Source organism: Pseudonocardia sp. DR1-2 (assembly GCF_023717215.1).
GTDB lineage: Bacteria > Actinomycetota > Actinomycetes > Mycobacteriales > Pseudonocardiaceae > Pseudonocardia > Pseudonocardia alni.
On record NZ_JAMQOF010000011.1, the window covers coordinates 32560 to 49469 of the forward strand.

The following is a 16910-nucleotide window of genomic DNA, read 5'->3' on the forward strand; positions in this document are numbered from 1 at the left end:
GGACGGCGGTGCTCAGGCGCGGCGGACGACGATGTCGCCCTCGCGGGACCGGGCGTGCACGGCGACGGTGTCGACGGCGTCGCCGTCCGGTGCCTCGCGCGGTGCGAGGTCGTTGCCGACCCGGCCGGTGGTGTCGAGGTCGAGCCAGGCGGCGCTGCCCTGCGCGACGCCGATCTCCAGCCGGCCGTGCGTGCTGGTCAGCGACACCTCGCCGCGGTGGACGCGGCCGAGCCGGACGTCGCCGTAGGCGGTGCGCACGCGGGCGCCCGCGCCGAGCTCGTCGACGTCGATGGGGCCGTGCGTGCCGGTCAGCTCGGCGTCGCCGGTCAGCTCGTCGGCGCGGATGCCGCCGTGCTTGCTGCTGAGCGTCGCGGTTCCGCCGATGCGGTGGATCTGCATGCCGCCGTGGTCGGAGCGGACCGTGGCGTCCCCGGTGACGGTTCCGCCGATCCGGACGTGACCGAAGCCGGTGCTCAGGTCGGCGGAGGCGGCGTCGTCGACGCGGACGTCGCCGAAGCGGGTGCGGGCCTCGCAGGCCCCGAGCGGGCCCTCGACGACGATCCCGCCGTAGGTGGTGGCGGCGGTCAGCGCCGACCCGGCGGGCAGGGCGATCCCGACCTCGATCGAGCGGCCGGGGGTGCGCGGGGTGAGCTTCTGCAGCAGCCCGAGCTGCGGGCCGGTGACGCGCAGCTCCCGCCCGGTCAGCTCGACCCGGACCCGGTCGGCGTGGGCGCGGTCGGCGTCGGAGCTGCGGACCTCGACGACGGTGTCGGTGCGGTCCGACGCGGTCACCCGCAGCTCGCCGATGGCGAGGTCCACGATCGCGGTGACGGGCTCGGGGGTGTCGTAGGTGGGCACGGGGCATCGCCTCCTCGGCGTCGCGGTGACGCCGTGAGTCAGGGGTGGGTGGCAGAGGTCGTGTGGCTCAGCCGAACCAGCCGACGCGGCCGCGGCGGGCGGCGTCGGGACGGTCGGGCGTGGTGGCGGGGCGGTCCAGCGCGGCCGCGGCCACACGGGTCAGCCAGGTGTTCACGCTGAGGCCGTCCCGCCCGGCGGCCTCCTCGATCCGGGTCTTGAGCGTCTCCGGCGGCCGGAAGTTGATCCGGGCGACCGGCCCGGACTCGCCGTCGGCGCCCGCCGGTGGCGATGGCGCCACGGGTGGCACCTCCGTCGTCGCCGGGGGTGCCGACGGCGGGGCCGACCCTGCGGTGACGACGAACTCGGGGTCGCTGCCGCGCAGCCGCACGTGCACCGACCCCGGTGCGAGCTCGAGGGTGATCTCGTCGGCCGCCGCGGCCAGCGCCTCGAGCAGGACCAGGCGGGTCGTCGACGTCAGGGGCGTGAGCAGCCGTTCCGCGGCCGCCCGCGTGTCCTCGCCCGCGGCCTCGCCCAGTGCGGCGAACTCGGTGCGCAGGCGGTCGACATATCCGTCCAACTCCATGGCGCAACTATGGCGCACGATGGCGCCATCGTCAAGAGTGTGGCGCCACGCAGATTGGTCGGCGCCGCGGGCTTGACCCTGCCGCGACGGCACGGTGTCCGATGGACCGGACCTGCTGACGCCGTCGAAGGAGTACGTCGTGGACCGCACCACCTGCCCGGTCGCCGCCTTCGGGCGCCTGCGTGAACAGGGGCCCGTCGTGGCGATGCCGGAGTCGCCGATGGTCGCCGCGTCGCTCGTCACCCGGCACGACGACGTGCACGCCCTGCTCCTCGACCCGCGGTTCCGCAACGACCCCACCGGGGTGCCCGGCGCCGGGGACGTCATGGGCCCGCTCCTGACGGGGCTCGGGCTGCCGCCGGAGCTCGACCACCTCGGCCGGGGCCTGCTCGTCCGCGACGGCGCCGACCACGCCCGGCTGCGCCGGCTCGTCTCACGGGCGTTCACCGTGCGCCGGGTCGCCGCGCTGCGCCCGCGCGTGGAGCAGCTCACCGCCGAGCTGCTCGACGACGTCGCGGCCGCCGGCGCCGACGGCAGCCCGGTCGACCTGCTGCCCACGGTGTTCCGCGCGCTGCCGATCGCGGTGATCTGCGAGCTCGTCGGCGTCCCGGTGGAGCAGCGCGGACTCTGGCGGGAGCTGGCCGCCCTGCTCGTCGCACCCGACCCGGAGCGGATGCCCGACGTGGCGCGCGCCGTCGTCGCACAGATCCACGAGCTCGTCGCGGCCCGGCGGGCCGACCCGCGCGACGACCTGGTCGACGTGCTCGTCGCGGTGCACGACGACGGCGACCGGCTCACCGCCGACGAGCTGGACGTCCTGCTGTTCGACCTGGTCGTCGCCGGGTTCGAGACGACCGCGCACGTGCTGTCCCGGTCGACGCTGGCCCTGATGACCCGCCCCGACCAGCTCGCGACGCTGCGCGCCGAGCCGTGGCGGTGGCCCACCGCGGTGCACGAGATCGTGCGGACCTGCGGCGCGGTCCCGGTGAGCACGCCCCGGTACGCGAGCGCCGACGTCGTCGTCGGCGACACCCGGATCGCGGCGGGGGAGTCGGTGACGGCCGGGCTGGTCACCGCGAACTTCGACCCGCGCCGGTACGACCGGCCCGACGAGCTCGACGTGACCCGGGACCCGGGTCGCGGTGAGGGGCACCTCGGGTTCGGCCAGGGCGCCCACTACTGCCTGGGGGCCGCGCTGGCCCGCCAGGAGATCGAGGTGGCGCTGCACGCGCTGGTCGAGCGGTTCCCCGCGCTGCGGCTCGCCACACCGGCCGACCGGCCGTCGGACCTCGGGTTCGAGCGCCTCGGGTCGCTCGAGGTACGGATCGACGCGCCGTGACCGCCGGTGTTGCGCGACCACACCCGTGCTGCCGTCGTGCCCGGTTCCGGCCAGGATGACCGGTGTGACCCGTGACCCGCACCCCGCCCGTCTCCGTCGCGCCGGGACGGCGGCCGCGGCCGTCGCCCTGATGGTCGCCGCCGGCTGCGGCGCCGCCGCACCCGCGCCCGCCGAGCCGGCGCCCGCGCCGCCCACCACCGACGCCCCGGCGGCGGCCGGGGACCTGGCGCCGGTCGTCGTCGCGGGCGGGTTCTCCCACGTCTGGAGCGTCGGCGTGCTGCCCGACGGGCGCGCGCTGGTCACCGAGCGGGACGGGCGCCTGTCGCTGCTCGCCTCGCTCGACCCGGGCACCGCGGTCACCCCGGTCGCCGCCGATCTGGGCGACGTGTTCGCCCGCGGGGAGGGCGGGCTGATGGGCCTGGCCGTGCACGCCGACTTCGCGACGTCGAACCGGTTCACCACCTGCCAGACCCACGCCGAGAACGGGAGCCCGGTCGACGTCCGGCTGGTCACCTGGACGCTGTCCGCGGACGGGGCCACCGCGACCCGGGTCGCGGACCCGCTGGTCGGTGGCCTGCCGATCGCCTCGGGCGGACGGCACTCGGGCTGCCGGGTCGCCGTCGACGACACCGGGGCGCTCGTCGTCGGGACCGGCGACGCGGCGATGCCCGCCACCCCGCAGGACCTCACCTCGCTCGGCGGCAAGACCCTGCGGGTCGACCCGGCCACCGGCGGGCCCGCGGCCGGCAATCCCTTCGCCGACGCCGCCGACCCGGCCCAGCGGCTCGTGTACACCTCCGGGCACCGCAACGTGCAGGGCGTCGCTGTCGAGCCGGGCACCGGGCGGGTCTTCACCGCCGAGCACGGCCCCACCCGCGACGACGAGGTGAACCTGCTGCGCCCGGGCGGCAACTACGGCTGGGACCCCTCGCAGGGCGGCACGGTGACCACCTACGACGAGTCGGTCCCGATGACCGACCGGGACCGCTTCCCCGACGCCGTCCCCGCCGTGTGGGCCTCCGGCAGCCCGCCCGAGGCGCTGGCCGGCGCCGCGTTCCTCGACGGCGACGCGTGGGGGCAGCGGAACGGGATGCTCGCCGTCGCCGCGCTGCGCGGGCAGAAGCTGCTGCTGATGCGGGTCGGCCCGGAGGGCACCGACGGCGCGGTCTCCGACGTCGAGATCCCGGCGGCGCTCGACGGGGACTCCGGGCGGCTGCGCGGGGTGTACGCCGTGCCCGGCGGTCCGCTGCTGGTCACGACCTCGAACGGCGACGACGACCGGATCCTGCGGATCGACCCGAGCTGACCCCGCGGTACGGGGCCGGCCCGGGCCGGTGGTGGTGCCGGGTCAGCGCCCGGGGTCGGTCCGATCCCGCAGCTCGCTGCCGGTGGCGACCTCGCCGCCCCCGGTGCCGACGGTCGCCACGGCGGCCGTGCGCTCGACGGCCCGGGCGTCGTCGTCGGCGCCGGGCTCCGCGGCGGCGTCGTTCTCGGCCCTCATCAGCTGGTCGACGTCGACCTGCCCGGGGTCGTCGAGCACGGCCCGCAGCCGGTCGCGGTCCAGCTCCCCGGTCCAGCGGGCGATGACCAGGGTGCCGATGCCGTTGCCGGTCAGGTTGGTCAGCGCGCGGCCCTCGGACATGAACCGGTCGATGCCCACGATCAGGGCCAGTCCGACCAGCGGGATGATGTGGTCGAACGCCGCCAGCGACGCGGCGAGCGTCACCAGCCCGGCGCCGGACACCCCGGCCGCGCCGTTGGACGAGATCAGCATGAACAGCAGGATCCCGATCTGGGTGCCGAGCGGGACGTCCACGCCGAACGCCTGGGCGATGAACATCGCGCCCATCGTCATGTAGATCGCGGTGCCGTCGAGGTTGAAGGAGTAGCCGGTGGGGATGGTCAGCCCGACGACGTGCTTCGGTGTGCCGGCCGCCTCCAGCTTGCGCATCATCCGCGGCAGCACCGTCTCCGACGACGACGTGCCGAGCACGATCAGCAGCTCGTCCTTGATGTAGCGCAGGTACTTGAACAGCGAGAACCCGGCGAGCCGGCAGATCGGGCCGAGCACCACGAAGACGAAGATCAGACAGGTCGCCCAGAAGGTCAGCATGAACCCGGCCAGGCTGCCCAGGATCGAGCTGCCGTGCTGGCCGATGGTGAACGCGATCCCGCCGAACGCGCCGAGCGGGGCGACCCACATGACCAGCTTGATCACGCCGAACATGACCTGGGCGAACGAGTCCAGGGCCCGGGTGATGCCCTTGCCCCGCTCGCCGAGCATGGTGATGGCGACGCCGACCAGGATCGCCAGCAGCAGCACCTGCAGGAGCTGGCCGTCGGTGAAGGCCGAGGCGAACGAGTCCGGCACCAGCGCCAGCAGGAAGTCGGTGAGGCCCCCGCCCGCGGCGGCCCCGGCCGACTCGATGGTGGAGTCCGCGGCCGAGCCGTCGAAGCTCTCCCGGTCGTAGCCGAGCCCGACGCCCGGGGCGATGACGTTGATCGTCAGCAGGCCCAGGGCCAGCGCGATCAGGGTGGTGACGTTGAAGTAGACCACCGTGCGCCCGGCGAGCCCGCCGACCTTGGCGAGGTTGCCGAGACCGGCGATCCCGACCACCACGGTCGCGAAGATGACCGGCGCGATCACCACCTTCACCAGGCTGATGAACAGCGTGGCGAGCCACTGCATCTGCGCGCCCACCTCGGGCAGCAGCAGGCCGACGAGGATCCCCGCGGCGATGCCGGCGAGCACCCAGACGTAGAGGTGCTTGTAGATCGGGGTCCTGGTCCGGGGCCGTGGTGCGGCCGGGACGGCGTCCGCCGTTGGACTGCTCATGCTCGCTCCCTCGCGTGACGATGCCGGCCCGACGGTGGTCGGGCGGGACGTCGTGCGGGGCCGGACGACCGGATTCTTGGGCTGTTCTTGGGATTACCGGCATACCGGACGAAAACGTAGGATGCGGACATGGCCGGATGGTCGCGCCGCGACGTGCTGCGGGGCGGCGGACTGCTCGCCGGGACCCTGCTCGCCGGTGGTGCGCTGACCGGCTGCGCGACGCCGCCGCCCCGGCCGCCGTCGCCGTTCCGGCTGGCCACGGGCCCGGAGGGCGCGGTCTACCGTGAGATCGGCGCCGCGCTGGCCCGGCTGCTGGACCGCGAGTGGGGCCGTGAGGTCGTCGAGGTCGTGCACACCGACTCGGCCCCGGAGAACGTCGCGCTGCTGACCTCCGGGCGGGCCGAGCTGGCGTTCGTCAACGTCGACGTCGCCCTCGCCCACCCGGAGCCGGTCGTCGCACTGGCCCGGGTGTTCGACTCGGTGCTCCACGCGCTCGTGCCCGCCGCGAGCCCGGCCCGCGACGCCCGCGACCTCGACGGCCTGATCCTCGCCGGCGGTGCGCCCCGCTCCGGGACCCGGTTCGTCACCGAGCGGCTGCTGGAGGTCGCCGGGGTCCGGGCGACGCTGCGCAGCCACACCCAGGCCGACTCGGTGCGGGCGTTCCGGGCGGGGGAGGTCGACGGCGTCCTGAGCCTCACCGGCATGCCGACGCCCGCGGTCACCGAGCTCGCCGCGTCCGGCGGGGTCCGGCTGCTGGACCTGACCGTGCAGGTGGAGGCGCTGGTCGCGCGGCACCCGCTGGAGTACGTGCCGGTCGTGGTGCCCGCGACGATGTACCCGCCGCTGGCGGCCGCGCCCGCCCCGGCCGTCCCGACGCTGCTCGCGGTGTCGCCGTCGATGGACGACGCCCTCGCGCACTGGCTCACTGACCAGCTGTTCGTCCACTCCGGCGAGCTGTCCCGCGTCCGGCTGGAGGCGGGCCAGATCAACCCGCGCACCGGCGCGGCGACGACGCCGGTCCCGCTGCACCCGGCCGCGCGCCGCTGGTTCCGCGACCACAAGCCCTAGGCCGGGGTCGGGGCGACCCGGGCCCCGGCGCCGACGGCTCCGGTGGACGTGGTGATCACGGCCGCGGGTGCCCCGGGGGTGACGTCGGCCGGGTTCCTCGTGGGGCGGTCGTCGTCGGCGGCGGCGGTGTGGAGCGCGGCGGCCATAACCTGTCACGGAGGACGCGTCGACGGCCGGTCGCCCGGCCGGGAGGAGCCGCACGTGATGCCCGAACGGTTCGAGGTCACCGTCACCGACGCCGAGATCGCCGATCTGCGCGACCGGTTGCGTCGGACCCGCTGGCCCGAACCCGAGCCGGTGCCGGACCGGTCGCAGGGCCTGCCGCTCGCCGACGCGCAGGAGCTGTGCCGGCGCTGGGCCGAGGACTACGACTTCGGGTTCGCCGACCGGGTCAACGCCTTCCCCCAGTTCCGCACCACGATCGACGGGATCGGCATCCACTTCCTGCACGTCCGCTCGCCGGAGCCGGACGCGTTCCCGTTGGTCCTCACCCACGGCTGGCCGGGGTCGGTACTCGAGTTCCTCGACGTCCTCGGGCCCCTGACCGACCCGCGCGCGCACGGCGGGGACCCGGTCGACGCGTTCCACGTCGTCGCGCCGTCGCTGCCCGGCTACGCCTGGAGCGACAAGCCCCCGACGACCGGCTGGGGGGTCGAGCGGACGGCCCGCGCCTGGGACACGCTGATGGTGTCGCTGGGCTACCCGCGCTACGGCGCGCAGGGCGGCGACTGGGGCTCGGCGGTGTCCGGCGCGCTGGGCGAGGTGGCGCCCGACCGGGTCGCCGGCGTGCACGTGAACCTCGGATCGGTGGAGTTGGGCGGGTTCGACGACCCGACGCCGGCGGAGCGCGCCGCCCTGGAGGCCGAGCGGGAGTTCGCCCGGTCCGGACGCGGCTACTCGGCCCTGCAGGCGACCCGCCCGCAGACTCTCGGCTACGCCCTGACCGACTCGCCCGCGGGACAGGCCGCCTGGATCGCCGAGAAGTACCTGGCCTGGACCGACGAGGCGAGTGCGGTGTCGACGCAGGCGCTGCTCGACGAGATCTCGGTCTACTGGTTCACCGCCTCGGCCACGTCGTCGGCCCGGCTCTACTGGGAGAGCTTCGCCCGCTTCCGCGACCCGGTGCACGCCCCGTCCGGGCTGTCGGTCTACCCGCACGACATCACCCGTCCCTCGCGACGCGAGGCCGAGCGGCGGTTCACCGATCTGCGCTGGTTCGCCGAGCTCCCGCACGGCGGCCACTTCGCGGCGCTGGAGCAGCCGGCCTCGTTCGTCGAGCAGGTGCGCGGCTTCTTCCGCCTCGTCCGCTGAGCCGTGGCGCCCGGCCGTCGCACGGCGCGACGCCCTCCGGGCCTGCGGGACCACCCCGGCTCGGGGACGGACGGGCGCACGGCCTCCGCGTCAGCGGTCCCGGCCTGTTCCCCGGTGCGGACGCCCCGTCGCCGTACCCCCGTGGGGCGCCGCGACCGGCCCGGGCACCGTGACCACCGCGGTGAGTCCGCCACCCGGGGTGGCCTCGAGCGACAGCGCGCCGCCGGCGTCGTCGAGCACCTGCGCGACGATCGCCAGCCCCAGCCCGGTCCCCGGCACGTTCTGGTCCCGCGGCGAGCGCCAGAACCGCTCGGTGGCCCGCCGCCGCCCGGCGGGGTCGAGGCCGCGGCCGTCGTCGGCGACGGTGAGGCGGTAGCCGCCGACCGGGGCCGCGGCCCCGCGCACCGTGAGGGTGCGCCCGGCGGAGAGCCGGCAGGCGTTCGCGACCAGCTCGTCGACGGCGGCGGCGAGCCCGCCGGTGGGCTCGCGCACCGTGGTGGCGGTGTCGGCCAGCTCGGCGGTGAAGGCCAGCCCGGCGTCGCCGGCCACGCCCCGCCAGACCTCGGCGCGCCGCCCGAGCGCCCCGGCGACGGTCGCGGTGCCCGCCGGGCGGTCCCGCAGCGCGGTCGCGGCCAGCATCCCGTCGACGACCGAGCTCATCCGGTCCAGGTCGTCGACGGCGTCGTCGTAGGTCGCGCGGGCGTCCGGGTCGCGCTCGGACAGGTGCGGGGCGAGGTTCTCCACCGACAGCCGGGCCGAGGCGATCGGGTTGCGCAGCTGGTGCGCGGCGTCGGCGACGAAGCGCTGCTGGCGCTCGATGGTGCGGTGCACCGCCTCGACCATGTCGTTGAACCCGGCGGCGAGATGACGCAGCTCCGGCGGGCCGCCGGCCGGGGCGGCCCGGGCCCCGAGGTCACCGGCGCGGACGGCGGCGGCGCTGCGCTCCAGGTCGGTGACCGGCCGCAGGATCCACCGCGTCATCGGGCCGACCGCCCCGATCACCAGCGCCGCGACCAGGGCGAACAGTCCGCCGAGCAGGCCCCAGTCGCGCAGGATCTCCCCGCGGACGGTGTCGGTCGGGACCGCGAACACCAGCGCCGCGACGACCTGCGAGTCCCGCCCGACCGGCGTCACGACGATCTCGTCGGCGGTGTCCCACGGCCACACGGTGCGGTCCAGCGGCGGCAGCCGCCCGGCCATCGCACCGGTGAGCCGGGGCAGCGCCGTGTCCGGCGGGCTGCCCGCGTGCCCGGGCCCGGTCGCGTGCAGGACGTGCTGTTCGCGGTCGAGGAACCAGACACCGGTGTCGTAGAGGTCGGCGTACTCGTCGAGCTCGGCGCGCAGTCGCGCCAGGTCGGCCTCCAGTGCGGTGCCGCCGGTCAGTGCGGTCAGTGCCAGCACCGAGAACCGCGACGCGTCGGCGAGCCGGTCCGACACCAGCGTGGCGGTGTGCCGCTCGGCGATCGTCGCCGCCGTCGGCACCAGCACCCCGAGCAGCAGCAGGACCAGCAGCGGGGCGACCGCGACGACGAGCCGTCGCCTCACGGCCCGGCCTGGTAGCCGACCCCGCGCAGGGTGCGGATCCGCAGGCGCCCCTCGACCTTCCCGCGCAGCGTCGCCATGTGGGTGTCCAGGGTGCGTGAGCGCGCCTCGGACGGGGCCGACCACACCCGGTCGAGGATGACGCCGCGCTCGACCGGGCCGTCATGGGCGAGCAGCAGGGCCAGGACGGCCGACTCGGTCGCGGTGAGGGCGACCGACCAGCCGTCGTCGGTGTCGGACAGGGTCCGGGCGGTCGTGTCGAGCTCGAGCGACCCCCGCCGGTGCACGACCGGTGCCGGTGCCTCGCGCAGGGCGCGGGTGCGCCGGCTGACGGCCTCGATCCGGGCGAGCAGCTCGGCGAGGCTGAACGGCTTCACGACGTAGTCGTCGGCGCCGGCGCGCAGCCCGACGACCCGATCGGTCTCGCCGTCCTGCGCGGTGACGATCAGGACCCCGGTCGCGGGGTGGTCGCGCAACCGTCGCACGACGGCGGAGCCGTGTCCGTCGGGCAGCCCCATGTCGACCAGGGCCAGGTCCGGGACCTGCTCGGCGATGGCCTCGTACGCCTCGGCGACGTCGGCGGCGCGCACGACCCGGTAGCCCGCGCGCAGCAGGGCGCGCACGAGGCCGCGGGCCACGCGGTCGTCGTCCTCGACCACCAGGATGCGCATCCGGCCAGGATAGTCCGGCAAGACGGACAAAACGCACGGAAAGGGTGTCCGGACGTCTGAACCGCCCGGAGCCGGGTAGGCGGCGCGGATGGTCGTGCCCGAGGAACCCGTGACGGTGTCGCTCCCGGCCGGGGCAGCGCTGTCCGGGCTGTCCGCCTACGACGTCTGGGTCCGCTACGCGGGTCTCGGCGGCACCGGCAGCGAGCACGACGTCGCCGACATGCTGACCGACCCGGCCGCGGGCGCCCGGGCCGACCGGGTCCTGCTCGCCCGGGTGCTCGACGCACACCTGGTCGTGCTGGGCTGCCGCCGCCGGGTGCGCCCGGACACCGGCGACGACCCGGCCCCGCCCGCCGTGTCCTGACCCGGCGGGCTCAGCCGCGCACCGACCGGGCGAAGCCGACGACGTCGCGCACGGCGTGCGCGTAGACGTCGGGCATCGCGTCGCGGAACAGGATCATCCCGACGTGGCAGAGCCCCGGGTACACGAGCCCGACCGACGGCACGCCGGCGGCGAGCAGCCGACGGTGGTGGGCGAGCCCCTCGTCGCGCAGCGGGTCCAGCTCCGCGCACGCGATCACGTGCGGCGGGAGCCCCTGCAGGTCCTCGGGGCCTGCGGCCGCGGCCCAGCAGGTCGGGTCGTCGGCGTGTACGGAGCCGGGGTCGTAGACCTCGGCGAGCAGTGGGAACAGCTCCCGGTTGAGCCAGTAGCGGTCGTTCTCCCACAGCGACGCCAGGTCCGCGGGCGGCCGGTCCCAGGACCCCAGCACGTAGGGGCACTGGGCGTAGACCCCGGCGATCCGCCCGGACCAGCCGTCGCGACCGGCCCGGATCGCCAGCCCGAGCGCGAGGTTCGCCCCGCCGGAGTCCCCGGTGACGATGACGTGCGTCCCGCCCAGCTCGGCGAGGTGTTCGTGCACCCAGTGCAGGCCGGTGACGCAGTCGTCCAGGCCCGCCGGGAACGGGTGCGGCCCGAGCCGCCCACCGCCGTTGCGGTACTCGACCCCCACGACGACGGCGCCCTCGGCGGCCAGCTCGTCGCGCCAGCGCACGTAGAGCGGCCCCTCGGTGGCCAGCATGACCATCCCGCCGCCGTGGACCTGGTAGATCACCGGCAGCGGCCCGTCGACGCCGGTGGGGCGGTGGACGTGCAGGGTGATCTCGTGCCCGTCGGCGGCGGGCACGGTCCGTGTCGTGCGGTCGATGCCGGACATCGGGGCCCAGCCCGCGGCCAGCGCCGCGAAGAGCCCCTCGAAGCCCTCCTCGACGGCGTCGACGAACCCGAGCAGCGCCGGGCGGCCCGCGGTGCGGTCCATCGGGGCGTCGTCGGCGTGCCCGGTCAGGCCGAAGCCCTCCAGCACCGCGACCATCCGCGGATCGGCCCGCGGATCGTCGCCGATCGTGGTCGCCGGGTCCCCGAGCCTGCCGGGTGCGCGGGTGGGTACGGAGGCGTCGGTGCTCATGCGGGCTCCTCGGACGGCGGATGGCCGCCCGATCGTGTCCCGCGTCACACGCGTCCGTCAACGGCGTCGTCGCGCCGCGCCGGAGCGGCCGGTTCGAGCAGGTGGACCTCCCGTTCGAGCTCGCCCATCCGGTCCCGCTTCACCGGCGGCGGCTCGGGCACCGGGCCGCCCTCGCGGATGACGCGCACGGTGTCGGCGAGCCGGTCCACCCGGCGCAGGATGCCGTTGCGGTGCAGGAACCAGGCCAGGAACCGGGTCAGCACGGCGACCGCGAGCGCGATGCCGACCGACAGGTAGTCGCGGAGGCGGATCTGGTTGATCTCGTCGATCCGGTCGTCGAGCAGCTCCCGTTCACCGGTCCGCATCTGGTCGACGCGGCTGCGGATGCCGTCCATGAGGTTCTTGCCGTAGGCGAGGTCCTGCCGGATTTCGCCCTCGGTGTCCCCGCCCGCGGCGACGACGTCGCGCTGCCGGGCCAGGTCGGTCATCTGCTTCGACGTCAGGTCCCGCAGCTCGGCGATCCGGGCCAGCTTGTCCGTGCGCGGCCTCTCCCCGGGCTCCGCCGCGGCCAGCGTCTCCAGCCGTCCCAGCACCGCCGGGAGCTCCGCCGACGCGTCGGTGAAGGGCTCCAGGTACTCCGTGCGCCCGGTGAGCTGGTAGCCGCGCACCCCGGTCTCGGCGTCGACCATGAGCGTGGTGAGTTCGCCGAGCGATCCGGTCATCTCGAACTTGCGCTGGATGTCGGTCTCGATGTCGACGCGCTGCAGGTTCCCGGTCAGGGCCAGCCCGGCCGAGATCAGCACCGCGAGGAGCGGCAGCCCGATCGTGATGCGCCCCTGCACGCGCATGGGCAGGTCGTTCCAGTACCGCAGGACGGGTCGCGCCGGAGCGCTCAGGGTGTCGCGAAGGCTCCTGGCCACCGACGGAGTGTACGGACGGGTCGCACCGGCCGGCCCGGCCGAGTGGCCGGGGTCGGCACCCGCCCCGGCCACCGGCGGCCGGGCCCGGCGTCGCTGTCCCGGGCGACGTGCGGCGTGCAGACCTCAGCTCCGGCGCTCCACGAACGCCCCCGCGACGAGCGCGACGGTCCGGTCGGCGTCGTCGGCGAGCCGGCGCAGCACCGACCGCGGACCGGGGCCGGGCAGCTCGACCAGGGCCTGCGCGACCCGGATCCGGGTCGCGGGGTCGGTACCGTCCAGATCGCGGGTCAGCGCGTCGAGGACGAGCCCGGTGGCCACCGGGTCGTCGTGCGACAGCGCCGCGAGGATCTCCGCGGCCTCGACGTCGTCGACGCCCGCGCGCACCATCGCCACCAGCTCCGGGACCGCCCCGGTGCCGCCGGCCCGCCCGACGACCGGCGCGGCGCGGCGCCGCACCGCCGGGTCCGGGTCGGCCAGGGCGTCGGCGAGCGCCGCGTCCGCCGCAGGCGACGGTGCGGCGTCGGCCAGCGCGTCGGCCGCCCTCCGCCGGACCCCGGGCTCGCCCGAGCGCAGACCCGCCGCGAGCGCGGCCACGGCCGCCCCGTCCGGGTCGCCCGCGCGGGCCACGGCCCGGCGCAGGGCCCAGCGCAGCGCGCCCGCGGCGTGCGGGTCGGTCTCGGCGAGCAGCGTGCGGGCCAGTACCTCGGCGGGCAGCGCGGGCCCGTCGCCCGCGGCCAGCGCGGCCTGCTGGCGGTGCCCCGCCGTGGGGGAGCCGAACGCCCGCAGCAGCCCGACGACGTCGACGACCTCCGCCCACGTCCCCGGCCCGGCGGCGTCCACGGTGCGCAGCCGGGCGAGCAGCTCCCGGTCCTGTTCCAGGCGCTCCTCGGTGGCCCGGACCAGGTCCGCGACCAGCGCCGACGGGTCGAACCCCGGGTCGTGCAGTGCCTCGCCGACCTGGGCCAGCGACAGCCCGAGCGTCCGCAGGCCCTCCACGTGGAAGAGCCTGCGGACGTCGTCGGGGGAGTACTCCCGGTAGCCGCCGGCGGTGCGTCCGGTCGGTCGCAGCAGTCCGACGGCGTCGTAGTGGCGCAGCATCCGCACGCTCACTCCGCTGCGGCGGGCGACCTCCCCGATCAGCACGGCGGCCCGCCCGGCACGGCGCCGATCAGCACGGCGCCGATCAGCACGGCGCCGATCAGCACGGCGCCACCTCGTGTCCCGGGCCGAGCGCGACCAGCCGGCGGGCCTGCTGCACGGCGTCGTCGAACCCCGCGTCGGGGTCGGCGCGCAGGAGCAGGGTGGCCCGTGCGTGCGTCGCGACCACCGGGTCGGGGTCGGCCGCGGCCCGGTCGAGGACGCCGTCGGCCGCCTCACCCAGGTCGGCCAGCGCCCGGGACAGGCTCAGCCGGACCGCCCGGTCGCCGCGGCCCAGCTGACGGCCCAGCTCCGCGGCGAGCGCGGCACGGCCGCCCGCGGCGACGAGCACGACGGCGGTGCGCCACGCGGTGCGCGCGACCTCGTCGTCGGGGTCGCGCAGCAGGGCGGGGGAGACCCGGTCCGCGGTCGCCGGGTCGGCGATCTTGGACAGGGTGTGCAGGGCCTGGGCCCTGGCCCGCGGCCGCGGCGAGCCCAGCTCGACGTCCAGCCGGGGCAGCACGGTCGCGGCGGGGAGCCGGGTCAGCGCCCAGGACAGCATGTCGCGGACGAAGAAGTCCGGCTCGTCCCCGCAGCGCTCCACCAGGGCGTCGAGCAGGTCAGGGTCGGCGGCCGACCCGGCGGCGAGCGCGGCCCGCAGCCGGACCGACGGGTCGGCGGCGGACAGGGACGCGGTGATCTCCGGTGGTGTCATGGCCGCCACCCCAGTGCCTGTCACGGTGTCAGGGTCAAGCCCGCCGCCCCGCGGGCGCAGGCGACGGCGACGGCGACCACCGGATCGCGGGGCTCGCTGCGCCCGGCGAGGACGGCGCGGTCCACAGCGGTGGTGATGCCGCCGACGACGAACCCGGCCACCAGGTCCGCGTCCGGAGCGCCGTCGCGGAGCCCGCGGTCGAGCAGGAACGCCCGCAGGTCGGTGACCAGCACGTTGTCCGAGAGCGCCTCCCGGCTCGTGACGGGTCTGCCGTGGAACAACGCGTCGTGCAGGGCCAGGTCGTCGAGGTAGCCGTGCACGACGCCCGCGGCCCACGCCGCGAGCACGTCCCCGGGCGGTGCGTCCTCCGGTGCCGCGTCGGCGGCGGCCCTGGCCCGGCCCAGGATCCCGTCGGTGAACCGCTGCTCCAGGGCTGCGACCAGCTCGTCCTTCGAGGTGAAGTGGTGGTAGACCGCGCCCTTGGAGACACCGGCGCGGGCGGCGACGCGGTCGATGCTCGTGCCGCCCACGCCGTGCTCGACGACCAGCTCGTGCGTGGCGTCGAGCAGCGCCGCCCGCCGCTGCGCGGCCGGCAGGGTCCGGCTCACGCGGGCACCGCGACGTGGCCGGCGACCCAGACGCCGAAGGCGGCGAGGAAGCCGGTCAGCAGCTCCCGCACCGCGTCGGACCGCAGCATCCCGTCCGCGTCGAGCATCGCGTCGCTGCCGCCCAGGTAGGCCTCCGGCTGCTGCATGGTCGGCATGTCCAGGAACACCAGCGACTGCCGCAGGTGGTGGTTGGCGCCGAACGCGCCCATCCGGCCCGGGGAGAGGCTGACGATCCCGGCCGGGCGGCCGGCGAACACGTTCCGCCCGTGCGGGGCCGACCCGACGTCGACGGCGTTCTTCAGCGGCGCGGGTACCGACCGGTTGTACTCCGGGGTGACGAACAGGACCGCGTCCACCGCGCGGACCTCGGCCCGGAAGCGGGCCCACGGCGCGGGCGGTGGGCCGGCGTCGAGGTCCTCGTCGTAGAGCGGGAGGTCGTCGATGCGCAGCGGGCGCAGGGTGAGGCCAGCGGGGACCAGCCCAGCCATCGCGGTCGCCACCTTCCGGCAGATCGAGTCGCGGCGGAGGCTGCCCACCAGCACCCCGGCGGTGAACTCGGCGGGCGCGTGGGACGTGTGGTCGCTCATGTCGGAAGCGTAGCCGACCGACCGTCGGTCGGTCGAGTGTGCGGACGGTTCCCCGACGCCCGTTCGGCGTGCCCGCGTCGGCCGCGGTCCGGTCCTCCCGACGACCCCGCACGGGGCCCCGGCGCGGGCGGGGCCCCGGGAGCGGACGTCACGCCGGGGTGATGACCACCTTGAGCGCCTGGTTCGCCGCGGCGTTCTTGAACACGTCGTAGGCCTCGTCCATCTGGTCGAAGGTGAACGAGTGGGTGCCCATCTTCTCCGCCGGGATCCGTCCGCCCGCGACCATCTTGAGCAGCGTCGGGATGGACACGGTGTCGACCAGGCCCATCGTCAGCGTGACGTTGGAGATCCACATGTCCTGCATCGGCAGCTCCACCGGGGTGCCGTGGACGCCCACGTTGGCGATCGTGCCGCCCGGGCGCACCAGCGACGCCGCCGTCAGCAGCGTCTCCGGGTAGCCGACGGCCTCGATCGCGACGTCCACGCCGAGCCCGTCGGTCAGCGCGGTCACGTCGGCGACGGTGCCCGGCCCGACCTCGACGCTGTCGGTCGCGCCGAACTCGACGGCCTTCTCCAGCCGGAACTTGTTGGAGTCGATCGCGATGACCTTCGACGCGCCCCACAGGCCGGTCGTGAGGATCGCCGAGAGGCCGACCGCACCCGCGCCGACGACGGCGACGGTGTCGCCCGGCCGTACGTTGCCGGCGAGCACACCGACCTCGTAGCCGGTCGGCAGCGAGTCGGCGAGGAAGATCGCCTGCTCGTCGCTGACCGACTCCGGCACGGCGTAGAGCGAGGTGTCGGCGTAGGGGACCCGGACGTACTCGGCCTGGGTGCCGTCGATGAGGTGGCCGAAGATCCAGCCGATCCCGCCGACGGTCTGGCAGTGCGACGGCATGCCGCGCTGGCAGTAGTCGCAGCGGCCGCACTTGGTGATCGCGGGGACGAGGACGCGATCGCCGACGGCGAACCCGGACACGGCGTCGCCGACGGCGGTGATCGTGCCGACGGCCTCGTGGCCGAGGATGCGGCCGTCGGTGACGGCCGGGACGTCGCCCTGCAGGATGTGCAGGTCGGTGCCGCAGATCGTGGTGGTGTCGACCTTGACGATCACGTCGGTGGGGTCCTGGATCGTCGGGTCCGGGACCTCCTCCCAGGCCTTGGCGTCCGGTCCGTGGTAGACGAGTGCCTTCATCTGCTCACTCCGTTGGTCGCAGGGGGTGCCGAGAGCGTCGGCGGGCCCGACGCTAATGCGGGAGTGCGCATGTGACT

General features: G+C 75.7%; 18 protein-coding genes. 5 read left to right on the plus strand and 13 right to left on the minus strand.

Annotation, left to right across the window (positions count from 1 at the left end; genetic code table 11):
* Positions 1-12 precede the first annotated feature (12 nt).
* Positions 13-858 (minus strand): DUF4097 family beta strand repeat-containing protein, encoded by an 846-nt coding sequence (locus ND486_RS25825; RefSeq protein ID WP_226355037.1) that lies wholly within the window; start codon positions 856-858, stop codon positions 13-15.
* A gap of 67 nt (positions 859-925) precedes the next feature.
* Positions 926-1441 carry a hypothetical protein gene (locus ND486_RS25830; protein WP_251786968.1) on the minus strand — a complete coding sequence of 172 codons (516 nt, stop codon included), beginning with the start codon at positions 1439-1441 and terminating at the stop codon, positions 926-928.
* A gap of 94 nt (positions 1442-1535) precedes the next feature.
* Between ND486_RS25830 and ND486_RS29940 the strand changes: the two genes are divergently transcribed.
* Both ND486_RS29940 and ND486_RS25840 read left to right on the plus strand, forming a co-directional pair.
* Positions 1536-2780 carry a cytochrome P450 gene (locus ND486_RS29940; RefSeq protein WP_251786969.1) on the plus strand — a complete coding sequence of 415 codons (1245 nt, stop codon included), beginning with the start codon at positions 1536-1538 and terminating at the stop codon, positions 2778-2780.
* A 55-nt stretch (positions 2781-2835) separates the two neighbouring features.
* A complete protein-coding gene (locus ND486_RS25840; protein WP_251786970.1) occupies positions 2836-4086 on the plus strand; it encodes a sorbosone dehydrogenase family protein in 1251 nt (416 codons plus the stop codon).
* A gap of 42 nt (positions 4087-4128) precedes the next feature.
* On the opposite strand, the gene dctA is transcribed toward ND486_RS25840, so the two are convergent.
* Complete coding sequence (dctA, locus tag ND486_RS25845) at positions 4129-5616, minus strand: C4-dicarboxylate transporter DctA (protein ID WP_251786971.1); 1488 nt, start codon at positions 5614-5616, stop codon at positions 4129-4131.
* 129 nt (positions 5617-5745) lie between these two features.
* Here dctA and ND486_RS25850 point away from each other — a divergent pair, with 129 nt between their 5' ends.
* Complete coding sequence (locus ND486_RS25850; protein WP_251786972.1) at positions 5746-6684, plus strand: TAXI family TRAP transporter solute-binding subunit; 939 nt, start codon at positions 5746-5748, stop codon at positions 6682-6684.
* On the opposite strand, the gene ND486_RS25855 is transcribed toward ND486_RS25850, so the two are convergent.
* A complete protein-coding gene (locus ND486_RS25855) occupies positions 6681-6830 on the minus strand; it encodes a hypothetical protein (protein WP_251786973.1) in 150 nt (49 codons plus the stop codon). The genes ND486_RS25850 and ND486_RS25855 overlap by 4 nt on opposite strands.
* Positions 6831-6885: 55 nt before the next feature.
* Here ND486_RS25855 and ND486_RS25860 point away from each other — a divergent pair, with 55 nt between their 5' ends.
* Complete coding sequence (locus ND486_RS25860) at positions 6886-7995, plus strand: epoxide hydrolase family protein (protein WP_251786974.1); 1110 nt, start codon at positions 6886-6888, stop codon at positions 7993-7995.
* A gap of 90 nt (positions 7996-8085) precedes the next feature.
* Here ND486_RS25860 and ND486_RS29945 read toward each other — a convergent pair whose 3' ends face one another.
* Positions 8086-9540 carry a HAMP domain-containing sensor histidine kinase gene (locus tag ND486_RS29945; protein ID WP_251786975.1) on the minus strand — a complete coding sequence of 485 codons (1455 nt, stop codon included), beginning with the start codon at positions 9538-9540 and terminating at the stop codon, positions 8086-8088.
* Positions 9537-10208 (minus strand): response regulator transcription factor, encoded by a 672-nt coding sequence (locus ND486_RS25870; RefSeq protein ID WP_251786976.1) that lies wholly within the window; start codon positions 10206-10208, stop codon positions 9537-9539. Before ND486_RS25870 ends, ND486_RS29945 begins: the two co-directional genes overlap by 4 nt.
* 94 nt (positions 10209-10302) lie before the next feature.
* On the opposite strand from ND486_RS25870, the gene ND486_RS25875 reads away from it, so the two are divergent.
* Positions 10303-10572 (plus strand): hypothetical protein, encoded by a 270-nt coding sequence (locus ND486_RS25875; RefSeq protein ID WP_251786977.1) that lies wholly within the window; start codon positions 10303-10305, stop codon positions 10570-10572.
* A 10-nt stretch (positions 10573-10582) separates the two neighbouring features.
* Here ND486_RS25875 and ND486_RS25880 read toward each other — a convergent pair whose 3' ends face one another.
* The 7 genes from ND486_RS25880 to ND486_RS25910 form a co-directional block, all read right to left on the minus strand.
* The gene (locus ND486_RS25880) at positions 10583-11671 is read right to left on the minus strand and encodes an alpha/beta hydrolase fold domain-containing protein (RefSeq protein ID WP_251786978.1); all 1089 of its coding nucleotides are present in this window, start codon (positions 11669-11671) and stop codon (positions 10583-10585) included.
* Positions 11672-11715: 44 nt separating this feature from the next.
* On the minus strand, positions 11716-12591 hold the full coding sequence (locus tag ND486_RS25885) for a CHASE3 domain-containing protein (protein WP_251786979.1): 876 nt from the start codon (positions 12589-12591) through the stop codon (positions 11716-11718).
* 123 nt (positions 12592-12714) lie between these two features.
* Positions 12715-13734: a MerR family transcriptional regulator gene (locus tag ND486_RS25890; protein ID WP_251786980.1), complete on the minus strand. Its 1020-nt coding sequence runs from the start codon at positions 13732-13734 to the stop codon at positions 12715-12717.
* Positions 13735-13789: 55 nt separating this feature from the next.
* Positions 13790-14443, minus strand: coding sequence for a HEAT repeat domain-containing protein (locus ND486_RS25895; RefSeq protein ID WP_251786981.1), 654 nt, complete (start codon positions 14441-14443; stop codon positions 13790-13792).
* Positions 14444-14463: 20 nt separating this feature from the next.
* A complete protein-coding gene (locus ND486_RS25900; RefSeq protein ID WP_251786982.1) occupies positions 14464-15051 on the minus strand; it encodes a TetR/AcrR family transcriptional regulator in 588 nt (195 codons plus the stop codon).
* Positions 15048-15638: an NADPH-dependent FMN reductase gene (locus ND486_RS25905; RefSeq protein ID WP_251786983.1), complete on the minus strand. Its 591-nt coding sequence runs from the start codon at positions 15636-15638 to the stop codon at positions 15048-15050. Before ND486_RS25905 ends, ND486_RS25900 begins: the two co-directional genes overlap by 4 nt.
* A gap of 148 nt (positions 15639-15786) precedes the next feature.
* On the minus strand, positions 15787-16833 hold the full coding sequence (locus ND486_RS25910) for an alcohol dehydrogenase catalytic domain-containing protein (protein WP_251786984.1): 1047 nt from the start codon (positions 16831-16833) through the stop codon (positions 15787-15789).
* Between the last annotated feature and the right edge of the window lie 77 nt (positions 16834-16910).